The following is a 21,951-nucleotide window of genomic DNA, read 5'->3' as shown; positions in this document are numbered from 1 at the left end:
TGACCTTATATTGAGTTTACAAAAGTGGCTATTTTATGAGACAAATTGGAAGAAGCTGCTACCAAAGGTAAACGAACAAAATTTTCACATATAGACTTCTCTTTCAAAATTTGTTTTATTCCAGCTGGATTCCCTTCTTCAAAAGCATAATCAATAATTGGAAGTAGCTCATATAAAATGTCAAATGCTTCTTTTTTGCCGTCTGAGAGTCCTAATCGAATCATTTTTGAGAACTCCTTCGGAAAACCTTGACCAATAACACTAATAACACCATCTCCACCCGCCATTATCAATGATAGTGCAAGCGCATCGTCACCAGAAATAACTAGAAAATCTTTGGGTCGATCTTTTAATATTTTAAGAACCTGAGACATATCTGATGTAGCCTCTTTTATACCTATAATGTTATCTAATTGAGCCAGTCTTAGGGTTGTGTCTGCTGTCATATTACAACCTGTTCGAGAAGGAACGTTATATAGCACTATTGGTTTTGGTGATGCTTGACTTATAGTTTTATAATGTTGATAGATCCCGTCTTGTGTAGGTTTACTATACATAGGAACTACTGATAAAACTGCCTCAAAAGATGACAAATCTCGAGCATTAATTTCTTCAATAACCGCTGCTGTATTATTACCCCCAATTCCTAGCACTAGTGGCAATCTGTTTTTATTGGTGGTAACCACACAATCAATGATCGCTTGTTTCTCGTCTGTCGAAAGCGTAACCGATTCTGCTGTTGTGCCCAACACTACTAAATAATTTACACCATCGGCTATACAAAATTCTATTAGATTTGACAATCCTGAAAAATCGATAGTTCCATTTTTATTAAAAGGTGTTACCAAGGCAACACCAGTCCCTTTAAGAACATTACTCATATTATATTAATTGTAAAATTTTAAGATACTTTTTTAATTCTTCGATAAATATTGTAACCTCGTTTATTGAGGTACCTATTGATAAATCGTTGATTCGAGAGTCAACTTCTGAAAACCCAATTTTAAACTTAGCCTTTGACAGAGAAGCAATGTAATTAAGTTCTAAAATATCTGTATTATAAAAATTGATTAGAAGATCATAAGAATGATCTACTCGTTTTTTTAAGTCTTCCTCGATTAGAAGTCCTTTATAGGTAAAAGCTTTATCTGTATACCACACTTTACTATGTAAAGATCCCGATTCTTTATTATTTGATTGATATTCGATAATATGAAAGTCTTCAACCCCAACCCCTATCTCTTTACTGAATTTTTTAAAGTTAGGAATTTCGTCTAAAAATTCGCTCTCTACCAAGATAGCAATACTTTTAATTTGGGATACTTGCTGAACGTTCCTATTTGTTAATTGAGCTTCAATAATCCGTTTCAGCGCATTTCGCTTTAGCCCCTTTAAAATCATTAAATAAAAATTAGATGACAAATGTAGCCATTTTATGATTTAAAAAAAGCATTGAATAAACTTATAATATCCCAATCTAGGAAAAATGAATGTAATCTAACTTATTTATAAATAATTATTTTCTTCATGAATACATTTTTTTTCAGATGCTTCGATCAAAAATTTAGTATAGAAAAATAGGCCTAAGGATTCGGCTATATTTATAACTACAGTAAAGGCAACATGATAGAAATAAAACTCATTAACAGGTAGAAAAGCGTTTACAAATAGGCAACAAGAGGCTGCTATAAAAAGCAAAAAACTTCCTTTATACTTATTTACAAAATATACATACACACAAGCTCCGACAAATGTAAGCTGTGTAATAAAAATAGCTATAAAATATCCCAATGCATTTTTGACATAAGGTGCTATCATATCAATAACCGAAATCATGAGATACACCACTAAAAAAAGACTGGTTATAACAGGAAAGGTAACGAGTTCGGAAGCTTTTATTCTTTCAAGCTTTATAAATTTTCTAAGAGTTATAGTACAGATTATATAGAATATCGAAATAAAAATGGCTATAGCACGGAAGTACCCAGAAAAATCCAAATATACCAAAGTATCATTTACTATAATTAAAAGCATACTTACATAAAACCATCCATGGCTCCATCGTTTATTTTTAAAAAATACAGTTATCAAAAAAAGAGGTATAACCGGCTTTAAAAACAATATTTTATCTCTATCAAATGATAAAATTATCGCAACCAAAATAATCAACATTGTAATAAAAAAAAGATAATTCTTTCTACTCATTTTTCGATATGGTGAACTCTAATTTTAATAATCATTACGCTATAGTATCAAGGTTAGATTTTAATTGATCTTGAGTGACAAAAAAACGAATAAGGAAAAATTGACCTACTAATTGCAAAAAAATAATAATCAAATAAAACAATTGCACGTATACGTACAACTCGTTTAAGGTTGTCAATATATTCACAATCAAGAAACAGGAAGCTGCAATCATAATAGAATTACCGACCTCAACCTTACTATTCAAATAGATATAGTAAGAAATGGTTAAAAATAATACAAATGCTATGGTCACACACAACAAATGCCACTGATAGAGTAATAGTTTAGGTAAAATAAGATTTGTTATTGCATAAAAAAGATAAAGAATCAATGACATTGTAACTAAGAGTTGTAGAGACAATAAATTCTTGAAATTTAATTTTCTCAAACTTTTTACAAATAAAACACTCAAAATCAAATAATAAGCAGCCATCATAAGACTTATTTGTTCAAAATACCTATAAAAATCCAGATGCGCATATATCTCGGCTACCAGAATCAAGAAGATACTTAACAGAACCAACCAATTTATTTTAATTACATGAACTATATAATATACTAGTAAAACTAACAAAACAAAAGGCTTAGAATAATTCACATAATCGTGTGAAAAAATGCTAAGCAACATGGTTAATAATGATAAAGCTAAGAATAATGGATAGATAAATGAGCGTATTGTCCTTTTCATACACTAGATATATTTAAATTCCGTACTTTAAAAATCACGAATAATCTATAGCATACTAGCCTATAAAGTAGGATTATATAAAATTGGTAACTCGTCATTTTTTACACCTATAATTCCGTTAAAATTTTAAGAATTGCGCGAATTTATGACAATCTTTTCAAATTTAACCAAATTTAATTCACTAATTATTAAGCAACTAAAGATTTTATTTTAAAGCCTTTATTGTTTAATCTCAAAAAATGACACCATTCCTTAGTAAGATCAAATAATCAAAATGTACTTTCAAATTACCCAAAACAGGTGTACCAAATCACCCTAACATAGCCAAAAAATCATCTTCCGAAATAATTGAAACCCCTAAGGTATTTGCCTTTTGCAGTTTACTAGGCCCCATTTTATCCCCTGCTATCAGGAACGAAGTTTTTGCGGATATTGCACTCGAAACTTTACCACCATTATCTTCGATTAGCTTTTTTAATTCACTTCTGGTTACTTTATTAAAAACACCAGAAACTACAAAAGTACTATTGGACAAAATAGTAGTTTGACTCGCCAAAGTATCTGCAGAAAGTTCTAATTGTACTCCACTGGCTTTCAGCCTGTCAACTAACAACAAGGCGTAAGGTTGTTTAAAAAAGTCCACAACACTTTCGGCTATTTTAACACCTATCTCATCAACCAAAATCATTTCTTCTTTTGTAGCAGCCATAATTGCGTCAATAGATTTGTAATGTTTGGCTAATTTTTTTGCCACGGTTTCTCCGACGTACCTAATTCCCAAAGCAAATAAAACTCGTTCAAAAGGTATGGCAAGCGATTTTTGAATTCCCTCAATCAGGTTATCTGCACTTTTTTCTGCCATACGCTCTAGAGGCAAAATATCTTGTTTTTTCAATGCATATAGATCAGCATAATCTTTTATCAAATTAGATTTTACTAACAGTGCTACGGTCTCCCCACCTAATCCCTCTATATCCATTGCTTTACGCGAAATAAAATGTTGTATGCGACCTACAATTTGAGGGAAACAACCAAAAGTATTTGGGCAATAATGCTGAGCCTCTCCTTCGGCTCGTAAAAGTTTGGTTCCACACTCTGGACAATTTTGTATGTAAGAAGTTGGTTTTGATTGCACAACTCTTTGCGTTAAATCTACTCCAACAATCTTGGGTATAATTTCACCTCCCTTTTCAACAAATACAGTATCATCGACCCGAATATCAAGTTTTGCTATTTGATCTGCGTTATGAAGAGAAGCACGTTTAACAATAGTTCCTGCAAGGGTTACAGGATCAAGATTAGCTACCGGCGTAATTGCCCCCGTACGACCTACTTGATAGGTTATGGCCTTTAACTTTGTGCGCACTTGATCAGCTTTAAATTTATAAGCCATAGCCCAGCGTGGAGCTTTAGCTGTAAACCCAAGTTCTTCTTGTTGGTATAGATCATTAACCTTAATAACCACACCATCTGTCTCATATGGTAAATCACTACGATGTTGATCCCAATAGGTAATATACGTTAACACCTCATCAATTGAATTTACTAATTTTGATTCTTTAGGTACTTTAAAGCCCCATGACCTAGCCTTTTCTAGGCTTTCATAATGTGAATCAAATTCTAAATGATCCCCTACTATAGTATATAGCAAACAATCTAAAGGACGTTTTGCTACTTCACTACTATCTTGAAGCTTTAAACTACCCGAAGCTGTATTACGAGGGTTGGCGTAAGGTTCCTCTCCAGCAGCTATTCGTTCTTCATTCATCATAGTAAATCCTTTATAGGGTAAAACAATCTCCCCTCTAATATCAAATATATCTGGATACTTACCCTTTAACAATAGTGGCACAGACTTAATTGTTTTGATATTATTTGTCACCTCATCCCCTTGAAAGCCATCACCTCTCGTTACCGCTTGTACTAATTTACCTTGTTTATAGGTTAGACTAATAGAAGCCCCATCATACTTGAGCTCACAAGTGTATTGAATTGGACCATCAACGAGCTTTTTGATTCTATTTTCCCAATCCAAAAGATCTTCTTTAGAGTACGAATTATCCAAAGAATACATTCTATGCGTATGTGTAACAGTATTAAAATTTTTAGTTACTGTCCCTCCCACTCGTAATGTAGGTGAATTTGTATCGTAAAACTCTGGATATTGAGCCTCGAGGTCCTGTAACATTTTCAACTTTGTATCAAAGTCAAAATCAGAAATTTCTTGTTTGTCTAGCACATAATAATTGTAGTTATGACGCCTTAATTCCTCACGTAGCGCTTTTATTTGCTCTTCTACTTTCATACTTCTTACTAAAACAATTAGTTACTATTACATTTTGTCGGGTGTTAACCAAGCTGGTGTTTGTTTACTAGTGTGACTTTTCATTTTTTGCAACAAATTTGACACACTTTTATCAACTAGAATCAATTCGTGATTATCGGGTTTAAGAAATCCTTTGTGCACCATTTTTTTTAACAAAGCTAGAAGATCGTCATAAAAACCGTTTACGTTAAGTAAGCCAATAGGTTTTTTATGTAGCCCTAACTGCCCCCAAGTTAAAATTTCGAATAATTCCTCCAAGGTACCAAAACCTCCTGGCAAAGCGATAAAACCATCGCTTAATTCATGCATTTTAAGTTTGCGCTGATGCATCGTATCCACTGTTATTAATTCGGTTAAACCTAGATGAGCTACTTCTTTGCGTTTTAAAAATCTTGGCAGAACTCCTATTACGTTTCCACCAGAGTTAAGCGCGCTTTGTGCTACCTCTCCCATTATTCCTATTTTTGCACCGCCGTACACTATACGAATCTTTTCTTCTGCTAAAAGCCCACCCAATAACTTGGCTTCATTTATTATTTGAGGATCATTACCTTCACTGCTTCCGCAAAAAACTGCTACCGAATTTAATAGTGTCATTTCGATTTTTTTTTAGCTCTAATCATACGGTCATTGGTAAATATATCTTTACGTAATTCTACAGTATCAAACCCCAAATCACTGATTAATTTCAATGTTTCCGCTCCTAGATATTGATTGATTTCAAAATATAATACGCCTTTATTCGTAAGGTATGTATTTGCTAATTTGGTTATTTTCCTATAGAAAAGCAATGGATCATCATCTTCGACAAAAAGCGCCATATGAGGTTCATTATTTAAGACATTTGGCAAAATTTCTTGCTTTTCGACAGTTCGTATATAAGGAGGGTTCGAAACGATAATATCAAACTTATGAGGCAACACCAGAGCATCATCGGTAACATCGGCCGTGATAAAATTTACAGTGACCTGGTTTAACCTAGCGTTTTTTGATGCTATTTGAATTGCTTTTTCTGAAAGATCTAATGCAAAAACTTCTGCTTTTGGGATTTTTTTTGCTAGAGAGACTGCAATACACCCGCTTCCTGTACCAATATCCAAAATTTTGATCGACGAACTTTGTCTACTTTCTAGATCACTTATAATCCAAGCTACTAATTCTTCAGTTTCAGGACGCGGTATTAATACGCTTTGATCCACTTGAATAGGCAAACTAAAAAACTCTGTTTCACCAAGAATGTATTGAATAGGTCGTTGGTTTTTTAATTGCGCTACTGCCTTCTCAAAAATCACAGCATCACTGGGTGCTAATTCCTGAGCTAGAGAGAGTGCGACTTGGGCGCGACTTAGCCCTAAATAACTATGGGTTAGTATGTAAAAAAAAGATGTTGCTTCGTCTATGCCATACAGAGGACTAAGAGTATTTAAAAAATGTTCTCTATATGTTTTAATCGTTACTGGCCTGTGTATCATACCAAAGACGTATTCTTTACAATGTTTTGATCATCCATTCTTGACAGCTATAATGACCGGTAGCTCCTATTGGTGCAGAAAGAGATTCAAAATTCACTTTACGATATAATTTACGAGCAGACTCCATATAAGGCATGGTCTCGAGGTAGCATTGTTCGTAACCGTGTTCTTTGGCAAATTTCAAACATTTTTGCATCATTGTATACCCTATACCACGACCGCGTACTTCTGAAAGAAAATACATCTTTTGCAACTCACAAATAGTTGATTTTTCTCCTGCCAAGGGTGCGATGCCTGCTCCACCTAAAATTTTACCGTTTTCTACAACAACAAAATAAGCGCTATTGCGCTTATCATATGTCTCATACATATAGTTTAGCGCTTCATCTTCATAAGCAGTACCAACTTTTGGAACGTTCATTTCTATCAAAACATCACGTATTACTTTGGCTATTATTGGATTGTCCTCTGGTTGAAGCGAACGTAGTATTAATGTGCTCATTTGTATTATTAATAGTATTTTTGTTTAGTCTAAATTCTTGGATATTACAGGTTCAATTAAACCCGATAGAATTTAAATTATAATTGTATGTACAAGGTTATACTGACTCTGTGAATTACAGAAAATTTCATTTTACCAAAAACTACAATTAAAAAACAAATATAATGCTATATCTCGAAGTAAAGAATAGCAAATCGTGAATTTCAATTGAGATTTAGTTACCGTAAAACCACAATATTAAAAAGTTGAAAAAACATTCTCAATATATGCGGCGATGTATACAACTCGCTCAAAACGGTTTAGGAAGCACTTATCCAAATCCTTTGGTGGGATGCGTTATTGTATACGAGGATAGAATTATTGGTGAGGGATGGCATTATCAAGCTGGGCAAGCGCATGCAGAGGTAAATGCTATTAACTCGGTTAAAAAACCTGAATTACTAACAAAAGCGACGCTGTATGTAAGCTTAGAACCGTGTAGCCATTTTGGAAAAACGCCCCCTTGCAGTGATTTAATTATTGCAAAAGGAATAAAAAAAATCGTCATTGGCACTATTGATTCTTTTGCTGAAGTTAGTGGACGTGGGATTCAAAAATTAATACAAGCCGGTTGTGATGTTACTGTTGGTATATTAGAAAATGAATGTAACGATCTCAATCGTAGGTTCTTTACTTTTCATAATAAGAAGAGACCTTATATCATTCTTAAATGGGCTGAAACGCAAGAACATTTTATAGCTCCAACTAATTTGAGAACAGAAAGAGCTCCTGTATGGATCACACAAGCACCTGCAAAACAATTAGTTCATCAATGGAGAGCCGAAGAACAAGCAATTCTCGTAGGCACTCGCACTGCTGCACTAGATAACCCAAGATTAACGTTAAGAGAATGGCAAGGTAATCAACCAGTGAGAATTTTACTTGATAAGAATAATAAGGTTCCCAAAAACTCTTTAATTTTTGACACAACTGCCAGAACAATTTGTTTTGTTGAAACACCTATCGAAACTACTCCAGACAGTACAACTGAATACATTAAAGTCGATTTTGATAAAAACCTTATTCAATCAATTTGCCAAGCTTTGTACGAACGATCAATACAATCCCTGATTGTAGAAGGCGGAGCAACAACACTACAAAGCTTTATTGATCTTGATTTATGGGATGAAGCGAGAGTATTTACAGGTAAAACATTTTTTAAAGAAGGAACTTTAGGCCCTTCGATTAAAGGATACAAACCAATTAGCACCTATATCGGAGCAGATTTATTAACCGTATACCACAATGATTAAAACTATTATATTTGATTTTGGCGATGTTTTTATCAACCTTGATAAAAACGCTACTAATAAGTATTTTAAAAATTTAAAATCATTACAAGCCGCTACTCATTTGTTATCTAAAAATGATACACTTTTTGAAATAGGACAAATTAGCACACATACCTTTTTATCAACATATCAAGAATTTTTAAACCAAAAAACTACCAATTTAATTATAGAAGGATGGAATTCTATACTTTTGGATTTCCCCACATATCGATTTAATTTCATTAAAGAATTGTACAATAAAAGAAAATATCAGCTTATACTTTTAAGCAATACAAACTCTTTACATATCGAATGGATAGAACAAAATATTTCGTTTTATGAGGATTTCAAACAATGCTTCGACTACTTTTATCTTTCACATGAGATAGGAGTACGCAAACCTGATTACGAAATTTATAATTTTGTTTTACAAAATCATAAACTTGACGCAAATGAGGTTCTCTTTATTGATGATACAAAAGCCAATATCGAGGCGGCAAAAGATCTCGGCATACACACGTGGCATATTGACCCAACTTCTCAAGACATTGTTGATCTATTTACTACTAAATCTGAACTGTTTTGATCTACTTATTACTTAGCATATTTGCCTCAACGCTTATTTTTATTGTTTTTAAATTATTTACAATATACAATATCAACACTACGCAGGCAATTGTATTTAATTACATTTTCGCTTGCACATCGGGCGTACTTGCATACGATAAAGCTATTGAATTACCCGCTCTTCCAAATCAGGAATGGTTTATAGGCGCGCTACTTTTGGGCTTGGTCTTTATTCTCATCTTTAATTGTATGGCGATAACTACACAAATAAATGGATTATCGGTAGCTGCGGTAGCTAGTAAAATGAGTGTAGCGATTCCTATAGTTTTTGGCATCATCGTATATCATGAAACTACGGGAGTTTATAAAATAACAGGAATTATTGTCGCGTTATTTGCTGTTTATTTTACATCAATTAAAAAATCAACTGGTATTAGGATACAAAAAGAAAATATCATATTCCCCATACTTGTTTTTATAGGAAGCGGATTTATAGATACAACGTTAAAGTATATGGAACTTCATTATGTTTCTAAAAACGATGTACCCGTCTTTTCTGCTACAATTTTTGGAAGTGCAGCGGTACTGGGAATTATATCGTTAATATATCAAGCGATTAGAAAAAAACTTCGAATTGAGTTTAAAAACATCGTGGGAGGCATTGCTCTAGGAATTCCAAACTATGGTTCGATATACTTTTTGATACAAGCACTACGTAGTCAAAATTTGGATAGCTCAACGGTATTTACCATTAATAATGTAGCTATTCTACTAGTTACAACACTTACAGGAATCATATTATTTAAAGAAAAATTACTAGTTAAAAATTGGATTGGTATCATACTAGCAATTGTCAGTATACTTTTGGTCGCATTTTCAATATAACACTCCTATGATTGACGACACATATAAAACGATAGAACAACCAAGCAAAGAAATTTTATATAAAGATAAAAACAGTAAGTTTTTTGGATATGCCTTTCCAGTTACGTCTGATGATGAAGTAAAAAAAATCATCGATCAATTAAAAAAAGATCATCATGCAGCTAGACATTGGTGCTATGCCTGGCAAATAGGTATTGAAAACCCTTCTTACAGAGTTAATGATGATGGAGAACCTTCAAACTCTGCAGGACAACCTATTTATGGTCAAATTTTATCTTTTGAGGTTACCAATATACTTATTGTTGTTGTACGCTATTTTGGCGGAATTAAACTTGGGGTTGGAGGCCTTATATCTGCTTACAAATCCACCGCACAAATGAGTCTCGAAGCATCCAGTATTGTTCGTAAAACAATAAATCATTACTGTATGCTAATTTTTGACTACAAAAACATGAACAAAGTAATGCGAGTTATTAAAGCTAGACAATTAGACATTATTGAACAAAATTTGGGATTAGATTGTCGACTAACATTGAGCATTCGTAAAAATAAATTACAAGAAATTATTCAAATTTTTGAAGGATTATACGAAGTACAAGTAAAAATGCTTTAATTAGATTCGAATAGTGTTTCAATTTTTTGTAGAATAGGTTTTGGACAAAGCATAGGCTTTCTAGTAACCGCATCAACAAAAACAAGATCTGTTGAAGCTATTGTTAATAATTCTTGACTTTGATTGTATATTTCGTACTCAAACTGTATTCTAAATGTAGGAATTTTCTTAATCTTAGTTTTAACAGTTAAAACGTCGTTAAAGAAGGCAGATTTCTTAAATTTAAATTCTAGAGTAAGTACAGGAAGCATTACACCATCATCTTCCATTGATTTATAAGAAAAGCCTAATTGAGATATCCATTCAATCCTAGCAACCTCTAGATATTTGGCGTAGTTTGAGTGATGTACAACACCCATTTGATCTGTTTCACAATAGCGCACTTTAAGTGTAGAATTGGTTATAATAGACATAAATATTGTTAAAAATTGATATTAAACAATAACATTAGAATTTTATAAGTATGCGAAAAAAATAATTAAAATTCAACACCCAATAGATTTTTTTATTACAATATTTGTTCACATATTTGTCATGCAAAAAAGTACGGAAAATTACATAGATTTCCAGAATACAACCAATAAAGACAGAAACCAGAATACTATAATGAATGTAACTGCGCAATCAGTTTGGGAGAATTGCTTGTCTTTTATAGAAGACAATATTACTCCACAAGCTTACAAAACTTGGTTTGAACCCATCAAAGCTGTAAAGCTTACGGATAGCGCTCTAAGTATTCAAGTCCCTAGTAAATTTTTTTACGAATGGCTAGAAGAACATTATGTAAATTTACTCAAAGTTTCTCTAACCCGCGAGTTGGGTGAGCATGCAAAACTGGTGTATGTGATTAAAATGGAGAATACCTACGGTAACAAAAAGCCATTTACCGAAAAAATCCCTAGTGCCAATAGAATGTCCGTTCGTTCTCAAGAAGTTGATGTTCCTGTCAAAAGCAGAAACCCTGAGTTGAAGAACCCTTTTATAATTCCGGGTATTCGCAATGTAAAGATAGAATCTCAACTCAATCCTAGTTATAATTTTGAGAATTTTCTAGAAGGAGATTCAAATCGACTGGCACGCTCTGCTGGGATGGCAGTAGCCAATAAACCTGGCGGAACTTCATTCAATCCATTATTGATTTTTGGTGGAGTAGGTTTAGGAAAAACTCATTTGGCACATGCTATTGGTGTTAATATTAAGGACAACTATCCAGAAAAAACAGTTCTGTACATATCTGCTGAAAAATTTACTCAGCAATATATTGAATCTGTAAAAAAGAATAATCGTAACGACTTTATTCATTTTTATCAAATCATAGACGTTCTTATCGTTGATGATATACAATTATTATCAGGCAAAGCAGGGACTCAAGATGTCTTTTTCCATATTTTTAATCACTTGCATCAAAATGGTAAACAGGTTATTTTGACTAGTGACAAAGCTCCTGTAGATATGCAAGATATTGAACAACGGTTATTATCTCGTTTTAAGTGGGGTCTATCCGCAGAACTACATCAACCTGATTTTGAAACAAGGGTATCAATTATCAAAAATAAGCTCTATCGTGATGGCGTAGAAATGCCAGAAGATATTGTTGAGTTCTTAGCAAATAATATAAAAACAAATATTCGAGAGCTAGAAGGTGCAATCATCTCATTAATTGCTCATTCTTCATTCAACAAAAAAGACATTACTATTGATCTTGCAAAAGCTATTGTAGATAACTATGTCAAAAACACCAAACGAGAAGTATCAATAGATTATATACAAAAGGTAGTTAGTGATTATTTCCAAATGGATGTTGAAACATTACAATCCAAAACAAGAAAGCGTCATATTGTACAGGCTCGACAATTAGCCATGTTCTTTGCAAAAAAGCTCACCAAAGCATCCTTGGCTAGTATTGGCACACAAATTGGCAAGAGAGACCATGCTACCGTTTTACATGCCTGCAAAACTGTAGATAATTTATCCTCAACAGATAAGCAATTTAGAAAATACGTCGAAGATCTAGGTAAAAAACTAACCTTGTAACTTAGACTCTCCTACAAATAATTTGTATTAAATATTTTATTAAAAATAGCTTAACTAATGAAAACCAAAATTCTTATGGTTTGTCTAGGCAATATATGCAGATCACCTTTAGCCGAAGGTATTTTAGCTTCAAAACTGGATAAAAATTTGTACAACGTGCACTCTTGCGGAACCAGTAATTATCATGTAGGAAATCTGCCGGATGAGCGATCTATAGAAATTGCAAGAAAGTACGGCATTGATTTAACCAATCAGCGTGCTGCACAGTTTACTATAACAGACTTTGACACCTACGACTATATTTTTGCCATGGATCAATCAAACAAAGAAAACTTATACAAATTAGCCCGAAGTAACCAGGACAAACAAAAGATACGTTTAATCATGGATATGATTTTTTTAAATGAACGTGTCGATATTCCTGATCCTTATTATGGAGGTAAAACAGGTTTTGAAAATGTTTTTAAAATGTTAGAAGAAGCTTCAAACAAAATTGCTACAGAATTAAAAAACGGTCCTTTAAAAATCTTTGAATCCAATTAAGTAAGTGCTTAATAAAAAAACGCTCTCAATTTTTACAAGTGATCGAGTCAAAAGAAATAGGTATTGAATTCCGAAAAAATTAGTACTATTGTAATATATTTTTTTTCAATTTAAGCATAAATTATTCGATGCTTCCCCAAAAATATCGTATAATTTCTTTTGCTACTTACGACAGTTGAATTTAACCAAAGAATACCAAAAATACACCTATGGAATCTAAATCATTAAATCCTAAAGGACGTTTGTATTTAATACCAACTCGTCTTGGTGACGATGTACCTTTAGAGGTACTTCCTATATCCATAAAAAAGGTTTTAGAACAAGTCAATCATTACATTGTCGAAAATGAAAAACCAGCAAGACGTTTTATAAAAAAAATAAGCCCTAGTAAATCTCAACGTTCTTTAATTATTAATACGGTTAATAAATACACAAATGAGGAAGAGATCCCTGGTTTTCTTGATCCTTGCTTTAATGGTGAGTCTGTTGGGCTTTTATCTGATGCAGGATGCCCAGGAATAGCAGATCCTGGTGCAGAAATTATAAGAATGGCACATGAGAAGGACATTCAAGTAACTCCGCTGGTAGGGCCATCCTCCATATTACTCGCCATGATGAGCAGTGGAATGAATGGTCAAAATTTTGCGTTCAATGGTTACCTACCAATAGACAAACAAGAGCGTAAAGGAACTATCAAGCACCTAGAACGAATTTCATCAGAAAAAAATCAAGCTCAATTATTTATCGAAACGCCCTATCGTAATGATAAAATGTTAGAAGATTTAAAGTCTATTTTACAATCTAACACAAGACTATGCATTGCTTGTGACATTACCTTAACTACAGAATATATAGTTACCAAAACTATTGCAGAGTGGAACAAGATAACTATCGATTTACATAAACGACCTACTATGTTTATAATTCAAAAAGATTAGTTTGGATTAATATAGCTAAATTCTTAAAATTAAAAATCTTTAGCAGATTACAATAAATCCATAAAAACCTAGTTAATATTAGAGAGAAACTTTAGCCTTTCTGTCAGCAATAATAGTAGATGTATCATAGCCCATAAATCTTTTCATGTAGTATCGTATGGTTGTACCAAAAGCATCTTCAAAACCAGAAACTCCTCCGCTTCGTAAGTACTCTTTGACAGCACCAGGACCTGCCAAGTGCGCTGCAGCCAAAATACCAGATTCTGTTATTTCTACACCATTCATAGTGCGCCCAACAAACCAATTTATATCACGACGTAATACCCATTTATTTCTAGAAGCATTTGCATAAAAAGCTTTTTCTTGAAGTTCTGGTGAGTTTAAAAATGCTTTTGTATCATAAATACCGATTAAAGCAAGCGTACCTTTGCCAAACTGGTACTTACCTAAATATCCAAATTGATTAATAACCGTATAATCCCCTCTAGATTCTTTAAAAGCAACAGCTTCCTTAAAACCGATGTAAGACTTACCTAGATTTGGTGAAATAAAAGAATCTAAAGATTCGTCTTCAATTTCATTAAAATTTGGTGCTATATAAAATAGATCTAAACCCGAAGTGCTATACTCACTAAAATCTACCTTTTTCTTGTTTGTGAAACTAGGTAATAAACCTCCACCTATAAGTAACACTATTGATAATACTAATACCTTTTTTATCATATAAAAAATTTCTAAGTAGCCATCAAAAGATGTCCCCATCTACTTAAATTTTTGCCGTGCAAATATACGATCTTTTTTTTGATAGTTCTTTAACCTGTGTTAAAGTATTTATAATATTGAAAAACAATAGATTACACCAACAAACAAGCTGTACTATCGCATAGGCAAGGTCAATAAAAATGGGAGATCACACACTAAAACACCACTTATACAATTCCATAATATCTACTCATAACCCTAGAGGATTTGTTAAATCTATAGATAAAATTTATGATTATGTTATGTAAATTTAAGAGATATTACCTTCTAATTTTTTGATTATTTATCCATTTTACATATTGCGCTTTGTTGCGATTATGCTGAGCCATATTTTTTGCGAACATATGATACCCAGGTTTAGCCACATTCGCTACAAAAAAATAATAATCATGTGATTCATAATTTAAAACCGCATCAATAGATGAAATATCGGGCATTGCAATCGGACCAGGAGGCAAGGTGCTATTCTTATAAGTATTATATGGACTATCGATTTCTAAATCTTTATACAACACGCGTTTAATAACCATATCCCAATCGTTATTTTTGTCTTTAATCGCGTAGATAACGGTTGGATCAGCATCCAGTTTCCAGCCATTCTTATAGCGATTCATGTATACACCAGCTACGCGAGGGCGCTCATCTATACGCGCAGTTTCTTTTTGAACAATTGACGCGATAACTGCTACTTGATGTCTCGTAAGTCCACTTTTCTTTGCTTTGGCTTGTCGTACATCGTTCCAAAAAGAATGATATTCTTTTAACATACGCTCCCTAAATTTTTCAGCTGAAGTATTCCAAAAAAACTCATATTTGTTAGGAATATACATCCCTAATGCGTTTGCTTTTGTAAACCCGTTTTTCTGTAAAAAAACAGAATCCTTAAAAGCTCTTAATAATGATAAGCTATCTGCCTCTATTTGTTCTGCCACTCTACCAGCTAAATTCTCTAAGCGTTCTTGGTTGTTAAATGTAACTTTAATAGGAATATTTGCACTTCTTAGCGTATTGACAATTTGATTGTTGTTTTGATCCTGGGTAAGGATAAAATGTCCTGCTTTGATATTTTGAATATACCCCTTTCTCCTAGCTATTCGATCAAAGCTGTAAATATCTTTAATATAAGGACTTATTAATTCTATAAATTCGGTATATGTGGTGTTTGAAGGAATGTATACCGCTGCTGTCTTCCCTTCAAATTTAGTATTAGGAGTAAATACTGCAGTATATACATAGTAAGCAAAAACACCACCTGCAATCATTCCTATTAACCCAATAATCAATAAAATTCTTTTTATATACATACCTTTATTAATTGATATAACAATTCATTTTGAAATCCATCTTTATCGCGATTCCAATCTTTTTTAATTCCTACTTTTTTAAACCCATTAGCCTCAAAAAGCTTTAAACTCCTACTATTCTTTTCAGCTATATTTGCATACAATTGGTGCACATGAAGATAGGTAAACACATATTGTATCACTAATTGTAATGCTTCTGATCCGTAACCTTTACCCCTATTAGCTGTTTCGGCTATTAATATACCAACACCTACACGAGCATGGGTAGGATTAAAATTATACAAATCGATTAATCCTAAAATCGCATCGTCATAAGTACAAATTACCAAACGCAATTGTTTTGCCTCATATATATCTTGATGAGAATTTTCTAGATATTGTTTTATCAAAAATCGTGAATAAGGAGTTTGGGTGGAGCTAACCTCCCATACTTTCTCATCATTTTCTATAGCATAAATAAATTCTAGATCTGTTGGCTCTAAAGCTCTTAAATAAATTAATTCTCCCTTTAATGTTACCATTCGATCACTCCTTTAAAGACAAAAACCGCAGGGCCACTTAAAATTACATCTGTATACTGCCCGTTGTTAGTTGTAGTAAATGATACCTGTAATTCTCCTCCTAACGTATCGATTCTAATCCTATTGTCAGATGTTCTATTTGTAGCATGCATTGCCAAAGCAGCAGCCGTTACTCCTGTTCCACAAGATAAGGTCTCATCCTCTACTCCTCTTTCATAGGTGCGAACTTTATAATGATTAGAAGCTTTTTGCTCTACAAAGTTGACATTTGTGCCTGTTTCGAAATATGGAGCTCCATTTCTGATTCCTTTCCCTATAGCTACAACATCAAGCATAGCAACATCATCTACTAATGAGATATGATGAGGCGATCCTGTATCGAGAAAGACATGTGATTCAAATATGTCAACGGTGGTCACATCTTGCATTTGAAGATTAACAATAAAATCTTTAATAGTAGCATAATGTTTACCATCAACTGCTGTAAATGTAGCTGTATCTGTTATAATCCCTAGTTTATGTGCGAATGCAACTAAACATCTCCCTCCATTTCCGCACATAGAACTTTCATTACCATCTGCATTAAAGTATACCATTTTAAAATCATCTTTTGGATCCTCTGACTTTTCTAGTAGCATCAATCCATCTGCTCCAATACCAAATTTTCTGTCACAAAGTCTTGCTACTTTTTTGGTATCATTTTTGGAGATTATACGTTGTCGATTATCAATGATTATAAAATCATTTCCTGTTCCTTGATATTTATAAAATGTAATGGTCATGAAATATACTTAAACCGCAAAGGTACAAAGATTGTTGACATATTTTCATTGTTAAGATCGCGTTAAAATGTAATTATTTTATACTTTAATTGTAATTTTTAAAGTTATTTTTAGTCAATTAGAGTACGTGTTAAATTTAAAAAAAGAGAAAGAAGATGAGAAAATTTTTGAGTTTACTAGTTGTAGCTGTACTCGCAGGTGGGATAACCTTAGCTGCGTACAAATTTTTTATTGAGAAAGAAACCTCTATAGTATCAACACCCACTACATCACAATCGCCCTATATTCCTACCGCATACACACCCACTACATCTTCCTATGCTTCTACGAATATTGATTTTACTGTAGCTGCACAAAAGACAGTGAATGCAGTTGTGCATGTTAAACAATATGGTACCACTAGGACACCCCGTAATTTAATGGAATTTTTACGTAATGGTGGTGGCTCCTCTCAAGAGCGTCGTATACAAGGAGCGGGTTCTGGAGTTATTATTACCGAGGATGGTTACATTATTACAAATAATCATGTAATTGCTGGAGCATCAGAATTAGAAGTAACACTAAATAATAATAAATCGTATAAGGCAGAAGTTGTTGGTACATCGCCGCAATCCGACATTGCGTTACTTAAAATAGAATCTGAAGAAAAATTAACGTATATACCTTTTGGAGACAGTAATGCTGCCAAAATTGGTGAATGGGTTCTTGCAGTAGGTAATCCTTTTAATTTGACTTCGACTGTGACAGCAGGCATTATAAGTGCTAAATCAAGAGATTTGAATGAATATGATGATAACGTTCAATCATTTATTCAAACAGACGCAGCGATCAATCCAGGAAATAGCGGGGGTGCTTTGGTTAATAGCAAAGGAGAACTCATTGGCATAAACACTGCAATCACATCTCAAACAGGAAGTTATGTAGGATATGCTTTTGCGGTTCCTTCGAACAATGCTAAGAAAATTATTGACGACATTATTGAATTTGGAGAGGTACAACGGGGTATTCTAGGAATACGCGGTGGAAACATAACACCAAAAGCTATAGAAGCATACGACTTAAAAGATGCCCAAGGTGTATTCGTTGCTTATGTAGATGAAGATAGTGGCGCAAAAAAGGCAGGCTTAAAAGAAGGAGACTTAATAAAAGAAATTGACGGACTACCTATCCGTAAATTTGCAGATTTAACTGGATATGTAAACAGTAAACGTCCTGATGATGTTATACAGGTCAAAATTCTTAGAAAAAGTAAAGAATTAACGTTTCCCGTGACACTTTCAAAATATGAGATCCAGGTATATCATATAAAAGATGTTGGTGTAGAAGTTATAAATCCTCCAAAAGGATATTTAGAAAAATTCAATTTAACGCATGGTGTTGTTATAAACAAGTCACTAAGTTCTAGAATGCAACGCTATGATTTAAAAGGCATTGTTATTACAGAGGTCGATAACAAAAAAATAAATTCTGTTTTAGATGTAAAAAACATCATTGAAAGTAAATCTGAAAATGAAGATATTATAATAAGTTTGGTAGATCGCAATGGAACAAAGCGCGAATTTATATTTAATTAAAGTAAACGACGTATTAAATGAAATCCCGATATCTAAGCATATTGGGATTTTTTATTCAAATTTCTTTCTCGAAAACGATTGAAATATATACTTTTGCACGAAATTTCATCCTAGTAAAAACACAACACAATATGAGCTCTAACGAAGTTTATGAAAAGGAATTAGCTTTCCAAGCAGACAGACGTCGTGCCACGGTAGCATTTATTAAAACAGTAAGTGATTTATGGTATGACAATTCTATTGAATTGGTTTTGTTTCGTAATCAATTAATAGATAAAAATGTTAGCGAAATTCTGAATCTTCACGAATACGCTGGCAAATTTGTTCAAAAGCCAATTTCAATTTTTGACTCTGTCGAGATTGCCCAAGCTATCAAACAAATGGATCTTCCTCCAGCAAAATTAGATATTGGTAAACTTACATATGAATTTCACTTGGCCGGAAGTCAATTTGAGTCCGCATCTGCTTTTATCATGGAGAAATTAAAGGATGCAAAAGAATTCAAAACGATTACGCCAAAAGATGTAGTACTCTACGGCTTTGGTCGTATTGGGCGTTTGGTTGCTCGTGAGTTAATGACCATTACAGGAAGAGGAAGTCAATTACGATTACGCGCAATTGTAACTCGTGGCGCGATAACTCAAGATGTACTAGAAAAACGTGCTTCCTTGCTACGCAGTGATTCTGTACATGGAGATTTTGCAGGAACGGTAGAAATTGATTTAGAAAATGAGTCCTTATTAATCAACGGTACTACTGTACGTATCATTAGCGCCAATGCACCAGAGGAGATCGATTATACAACTTACGGTATTGATGATGCTCTAATTATCGACAATACGGGTGCTTTTAGAGATAAAGAAGAATTAAGCAGACACCTAAAATCAAAAGGAGCAGATAAAGTATTATTAACTGCACCGGGGAAAGGAATTCCTAATATCGTGCATGGTGTAAATCACAAAGAACATAATCCTGATACTGTTGACATATTCTCGGCAGCATCATGCACAACCAATGCCATCACTCCTATCCTACAAGTTATCGAAGATACATTTGGAGTAACCAATGGACATTTGGAAACAATCCACGCCTATACAAACGATCAAAACTTGGTCGATAATATGCATAAAAAATACAGAAGAGGCCGTGCAGCTGCTCTCAATATGGTAATAACAGAAACAGGAGCAGGAAAAGCTGTATCCAAAGCGCTTCCTAGTTTTGAAGGCAAACTTACATCAAACGCTATTCGTGTACCAGTTCCTAATGGATCTTTGGCAATTCTTAATCTCCATTTATCCAAAAAAGCTTCTGTTGAAACTATGAATGAAGCAATAAAAAAATATGCTTTAGAAGGAAATTTAGTTGAGCAAATCAAATACTCTCTTGATAATGAATTAGTATCAAGCGATATTGTAGGATCCTCAGCTCCATCAATATACGACAGTAATGCTACAATTGTAGATAACTCAGGAGAAAATGCTGTTTTATATGTCTGGTATGATAATGAATATGGTTACAGCCATCAAGTAATTCGCTTATCAAAGTACATTGCAAAAGTAAGACGTTATACCTATTACTAATCCTTGTAAAATCACAAATGTAAGGTGCTACATTTTTGTAGCACCTTTTTTGTTTTATGACTTTGTTAACTGGTTCAAACTCGGCGTTGTAGTATTTTGCAGTGCTAAAATCCATATAAATGACCAAAACAGATTCAATAAAGCGTAGTCAATTTAAGAAAAAACGTAACTATATACCTGTTGTAATTATCATACTCCTAATTGTTATCAGACTATTTTTACCGTATTATATTGAGCAAAGAATTAATAATACACTTGCAGCGATACCAGGTTATTATGGTAAAGTAGAAGACGTGGATCTTGCACTCTGGAGAGGTGGCTATGTCATAGAAAACCTGTTTTTAAATAAAGTAAATGCAGAAAGTCAAGTTCCTTTCTTAAATTTTCCGAAAACAGATATTTCTATAGAGTGGAAATCCCTGTTTAAAGGTAAAATTGTGAGTGAAATTTTTATGCTACAGCCAGAGGTTATATACGTTTTTGAAGACCAACAAAAAAATTCTGCAGAGGATGCTAACGTTGAAGACTGGACCAAAGCACTCACCGATCTAGTCCCCATTGATATTAACCATTTTGAAGTTACCGATGGCAAAATAGCGTTCGTACAAGTATCCACCAATCCCAAGATTGATTTACATATCAACCAACTTAAGATCATAGCAGAGAATTTAAAAAATGTAATAAGAACAGATAAAAAACTACCTTCTACGATAACTGCAAATGGTGTATCCATAGGTCAAGGTGATTTTTCACTAGATGGCCAAATGGATATTTTTAAACAAATTCCTGATTTGGACATTAATATGCGTTTAAAAAACGCACAGGCTACCGCCCTTAATGATATGACAAAACACTATGCTGGCATTGACTTTAATGAAGGACAATTTGAACTATATAGCGAAGTAGCCATCGCAGATGGTTACCTCAAAGGCTACCTAAAACCACTGTTAAAAAACAGCAAGTTAATAGGAAAAGAAGATAGTTTCTTAGGTACCTTATGGGAAGGTTTTGTAGGGTTTTTTAAATTTATTTTGAAAAATCAAAAACAAAACACAATAGCAACACGAATTCCTATCGAAGGAGATCTTAACAAAGTGGAAGCTGGTGTATGGCCAACAATTTTTAATATTATTAAGAACGGATGGATAAAAGCCTATAAAGGCGATGTTGACCAGAACATTGATTTTGAAGACGCAGAGCGTCCTAAAGATAAAAAATAAAGAAAAAATCTAAAAGCAAAAGTTAAGTAAAAACTCGTAAATAAATAAAAATCAATAGAGTAAACTAGGCAAAAACTGAATAC

22 protein-coding genes are annotated in these 21,951 nt (G+C 33.4%); 10 read left to right on the top strand and 12 right to left on the bottom strand.

The window, feature by feature from the left end:
* Positions 1 to 5 precede the first annotated feature (5 nt).
* From dapA to ACE939_RS02515, 7 genes are all read right to left on the bottom strand, one after another.
* Complete coding sequence (dapA, locus tag ACE939_RS02545; protein WP_378187212.1) at positions 6 to 881, bottom strand: 4-hydroxy-tetrahydrodipicolinate synthase; 876 nt, start codon at positions 879 to 881, stop codon at positions 6 to 8.
* A 1-nt stretch (position 882) separates the two neighbouring features.
* Entirely contained in the window at positions 883 to 1,422 is a 540-nt protein-coding gene (locus tag ACE939_RS02540) for a DUF6913 domain-containing protein (protein ID WP_378187211.1), read from the bottom strand.
* An 84-nt stretch (positions 1,423 to 1,506) separates the two neighbouring features.
* Complete coding sequence (locus ACE939_RS02535; RefSeq protein WP_378187210.1) at positions 1,507 to 2,091, bottom strand: hypothetical protein; 585 nt, start codon at positions 2,089 to 2,091, stop codon at positions 1,507 to 1,509.
* A gap of 1,154 nt (positions 2,092 to 3,245) precedes the next feature.
* Complete coding sequence (ligA, locus tag ACE939_RS02530) at positions 3,246 to 5,240, bottom strand: NAD-dependent DNA ligase LigA (protein ID WP_378187209.1); 1,995 nt, start codon at positions 5,238 to 5,240, stop codon at positions 3,246 to 3,248.
* 27 nt (positions 5,241 to 5,267) lie between these two features.
* Complete coding sequence (locus ACE939_RS02525) at positions 5,268 to 5,858, bottom strand: TIGR00730 family Rossman fold protein (RefSeq protein ID WP_378187208.1); 591 nt, start codon at positions 5,856 to 5,858, stop codon at positions 5,268 to 5,270.
* A complete protein-coding gene (prmC, locus tag ACE939_RS02520; protein WP_378187207.1) occupies positions 5,855 to 6,733 on the bottom strand; it encodes a peptide chain release factor N(5)-glutamine methyltransferase in 879 nt (292 codons plus the stop codon). The genes ACE939_RS02525 and prmC overlap by 4 nt, the downstream gene beginning before the upstream one ends.
* A 16-nt stretch (positions 6,734 to 6,749) precedes the next feature.
* Positions 6,750 to 7,235 carry a GNAT family N-acetyltransferase gene (locus ACE939_RS02515; protein WP_378187206.1) on the bottom strand — a complete coding sequence of 162 codons (486 nt, stop codon included), beginning with the start codon at positions 7,233 to 7,235 and terminating at the stop codon, positions 6,750 to 6,752.
* A gap of 245 nt (positions 7,236 to 7,480) precedes the next feature.
* On the opposite strand from ACE939_RS02515, the gene ribD reads away from it, so the two are divergent.
* From ribD to ACE939_RS02495, 4 genes are read left to right on the top strand one after another with little or no spacing between them, the layout of a single operon-like run.
* Positions 7,481 to 8,527: a bifunctional diaminohydroxyphosphoribosylaminopyrimidine deaminase/5-amino-6-(5-phosphoribosylamino)uracil reductase RibD gene (gene ribD / locus ACE939_RS02510; RefSeq protein WP_378187205.1), complete on the top strand. Its 1,047-nt coding sequence runs from the start codon at positions 7,481 to 7,483 to the stop codon at positions 8,525 to 8,527.
* On the top strand, positions 8,520 to 9,131 hold the full coding sequence (locus ACE939_RS02505) for an HAD family hydrolase (protein WP_378187204.1): 612 nt from the start codon (positions 8,520 to 8,522) through the stop codon (positions 9,129 to 9,131). The genes ribD and ACE939_RS02505 overlap by 8 nt, the downstream gene beginning before the upstream one ends.
* Complete coding sequence (locus ACE939_RS02500; RefSeq protein ID WP_378187203.1) at positions 9,128 to 9,997, top strand: EamA family transporter; 870 nt, start codon at positions 9,128 to 9,130, stop codon at positions 9,995 to 9,997. Before ACE939_RS02505 ends, ACE939_RS02500 begins: the two co-directional genes overlap by 4 nt.
* A gap of 7 nt (positions 9,998 to 10,004) precedes the next feature.
* Positions 10,005 to 10,610, top strand: coding sequence for an IMPACT family protein (locus tag ACE939_RS02495; protein ID WP_378187202.1), 606 nt, complete (start codon positions 10,005 to 10,007; stop codon positions 10,608 to 10,610).
* On the opposite strand, the gene ACE939_RS02490 is transcribed toward ACE939_RS02495, so the two are convergent.
* Positions 10,607 to 11,023 carry an acyl-CoA thioesterase gene (locus ACE939_RS02490; RefSeq protein ID WP_378187201.1) on the bottom strand — a complete coding sequence of 139 codons (417 nt, stop codon included), beginning with the start codon at positions 11,021 to 11,023 and terminating at the stop codon, positions 10,607 to 10,609. The genes ACE939_RS02495 and ACE939_RS02490 overlap by 4 nt on opposite strands.
* Before the next feature lie 193 nt (positions 11,024 to 11,216).
* On the opposite strand from ACE939_RS02490, the gene dnaA reads away from it, so the two are divergent.
* From dnaA to ACE939_RS02475, 3 genes are all read left to right on the top strand, one after another.
* Complete coding sequence (dnaA, locus tag ACE939_RS02485; protein WP_378188409.1) at positions 11,217 to 12,644, top strand: chromosomal replication initiator protein DnaA; 1,428 nt, start codon at positions 11,217 to 11,219, stop codon at positions 12,642 to 12,644.
* A gap of 57 nt (positions 12,645 to 12,701) precedes the next feature.
* Complete coding sequence (locus ACE939_RS02480; RefSeq protein WP_378187200.1) at positions 12,702 to 13,187, top strand: low molecular weight protein-tyrosine-phosphatase; 486 nt, start codon at positions 12,702 to 12,704, stop codon at positions 13,185 to 13,187.
* A gap of 209 nt (positions 13,188 to 13,396) precedes the next feature.
* Positions 13,397 to 14,125: an SAM-dependent methyltransferase gene (locus ACE939_RS02475; RefSeq protein ID WP_378187199.1), complete on the top strand. Its 729-nt coding sequence runs from the start codon at positions 13,397 to 13,399 to the stop codon at positions 14,123 to 14,125.
* Positions 14,126 to 14,203: 78 nt separating this feature from the next.
* Here the strand turns inward: ACE939_RS02475 and ACE939_RS02470 are convergent, their stop codons facing one another.
* From ACE939_RS02470 to dapF, 4 genes are all read right to left on the bottom strand, one after another.
* Complete coding sequence (locus ACE939_RS02470; protein ID WP_378187198.1) at positions 14,204 to 14,887, bottom strand: peptidoglycan-binding protein LysM; 684 nt, start codon at positions 14,885 to 14,887, stop codon at positions 14,204 to 14,206.
* A gap of 260 nt (positions 14,888 to 15,147) precedes the next feature.
* Positions 15,148 to 16,191 carry an endolytic transglycosylase MltG gene (mltG, locus tag ACE939_RS02465; RefSeq protein WP_378187197.1) on the bottom strand — a complete coding sequence of 348 codons (1,044 nt, stop codon included), beginning with the start codon at positions 16,189 to 16,191 and terminating at the stop codon, positions 15,148 to 15,150.
* Positions 16,182 to 16,712, bottom strand: coding sequence for a GNAT family N-acetyltransferase (locus ACE939_RS02460; RefSeq protein WP_378187196.1), 531 nt, complete (start codon positions 16,710 to 16,712; stop codon positions 16,182 to 16,184). Before ACE939_RS02460 ends, mltG begins: the two co-directional genes overlap by 10 nt.
* Positions 16,706 to 17,494, bottom strand: a complete 789-nt coding sequence (dapF, locus tag ACE939_RS02455; protein ID WP_378187195.1) for a diaminopimelate epimerase — start codon at positions 17,492 to 17,494, stop codon at positions 16,706 to 16,708. The genes ACE939_RS02460 and dapF overlap by 7 nt, the downstream gene beginning before the upstream one ends.
* Before the next feature lie 155 nt (positions 17,495 to 17,649).
* Between dapF and ACE939_RS02450 the strand changes: the two genes are divergently transcribed.
* The 3 genes from ACE939_RS02450 to ACE939_RS02440 all read left to right on the top strand — a co-directional run bounded on the left by ACE939_RS02450 (position 17,650) and on the right by ACE939_RS02440 (position 21,868).
* Positions 17,650 to 19,068 (top strand): trypsin-like peptidase domain-containing protein, encoded by a 1,419-nt coding sequence (locus ACE939_RS02450; RefSeq protein WP_378187194.1) that lies wholly within the window; start codon positions 17,650 to 17,652, stop codon positions 19,066 to 19,068.
* Positions 19,069 to 19,199: 131 nt separating this feature from the next.
* Positions 19,200 to 20,648, top strand: coding sequence for a glyceraldehyde-3-phosphate dehydrogenase (locus ACE939_RS02445; protein ID WP_378187193.1), 1,449 nt, complete (start codon positions 19,200 to 19,202; stop codon positions 20,646 to 20,648).
* Between the two features lie 119 nt (positions 20,649 to 20,767).
* Positions 20,768 to 21,868: a DUF748 domain-containing protein gene (locus ACE939_RS02440; protein ID WP_378187192.1), complete on the top strand. Its 1,101-nt coding sequence runs from the start codon at positions 20,768 to 20,770 to the stop codon at positions 21,866 to 21,868.
* Positions 21,869 to 21,951: the final 83 nt, after the last annotated feature.

It is taken from the genome of Aquimarina rhodophyticola (assembly GCF_042434915.1).
Lineage (GTDB): Bacteria > Bacteroidota > Bacteroidia > Flavobacteriales > Flavobacteriaceae > Aquimarina.
This window is presented reverse-complemented; position numbering and strand designations above follow the sequence as displayed.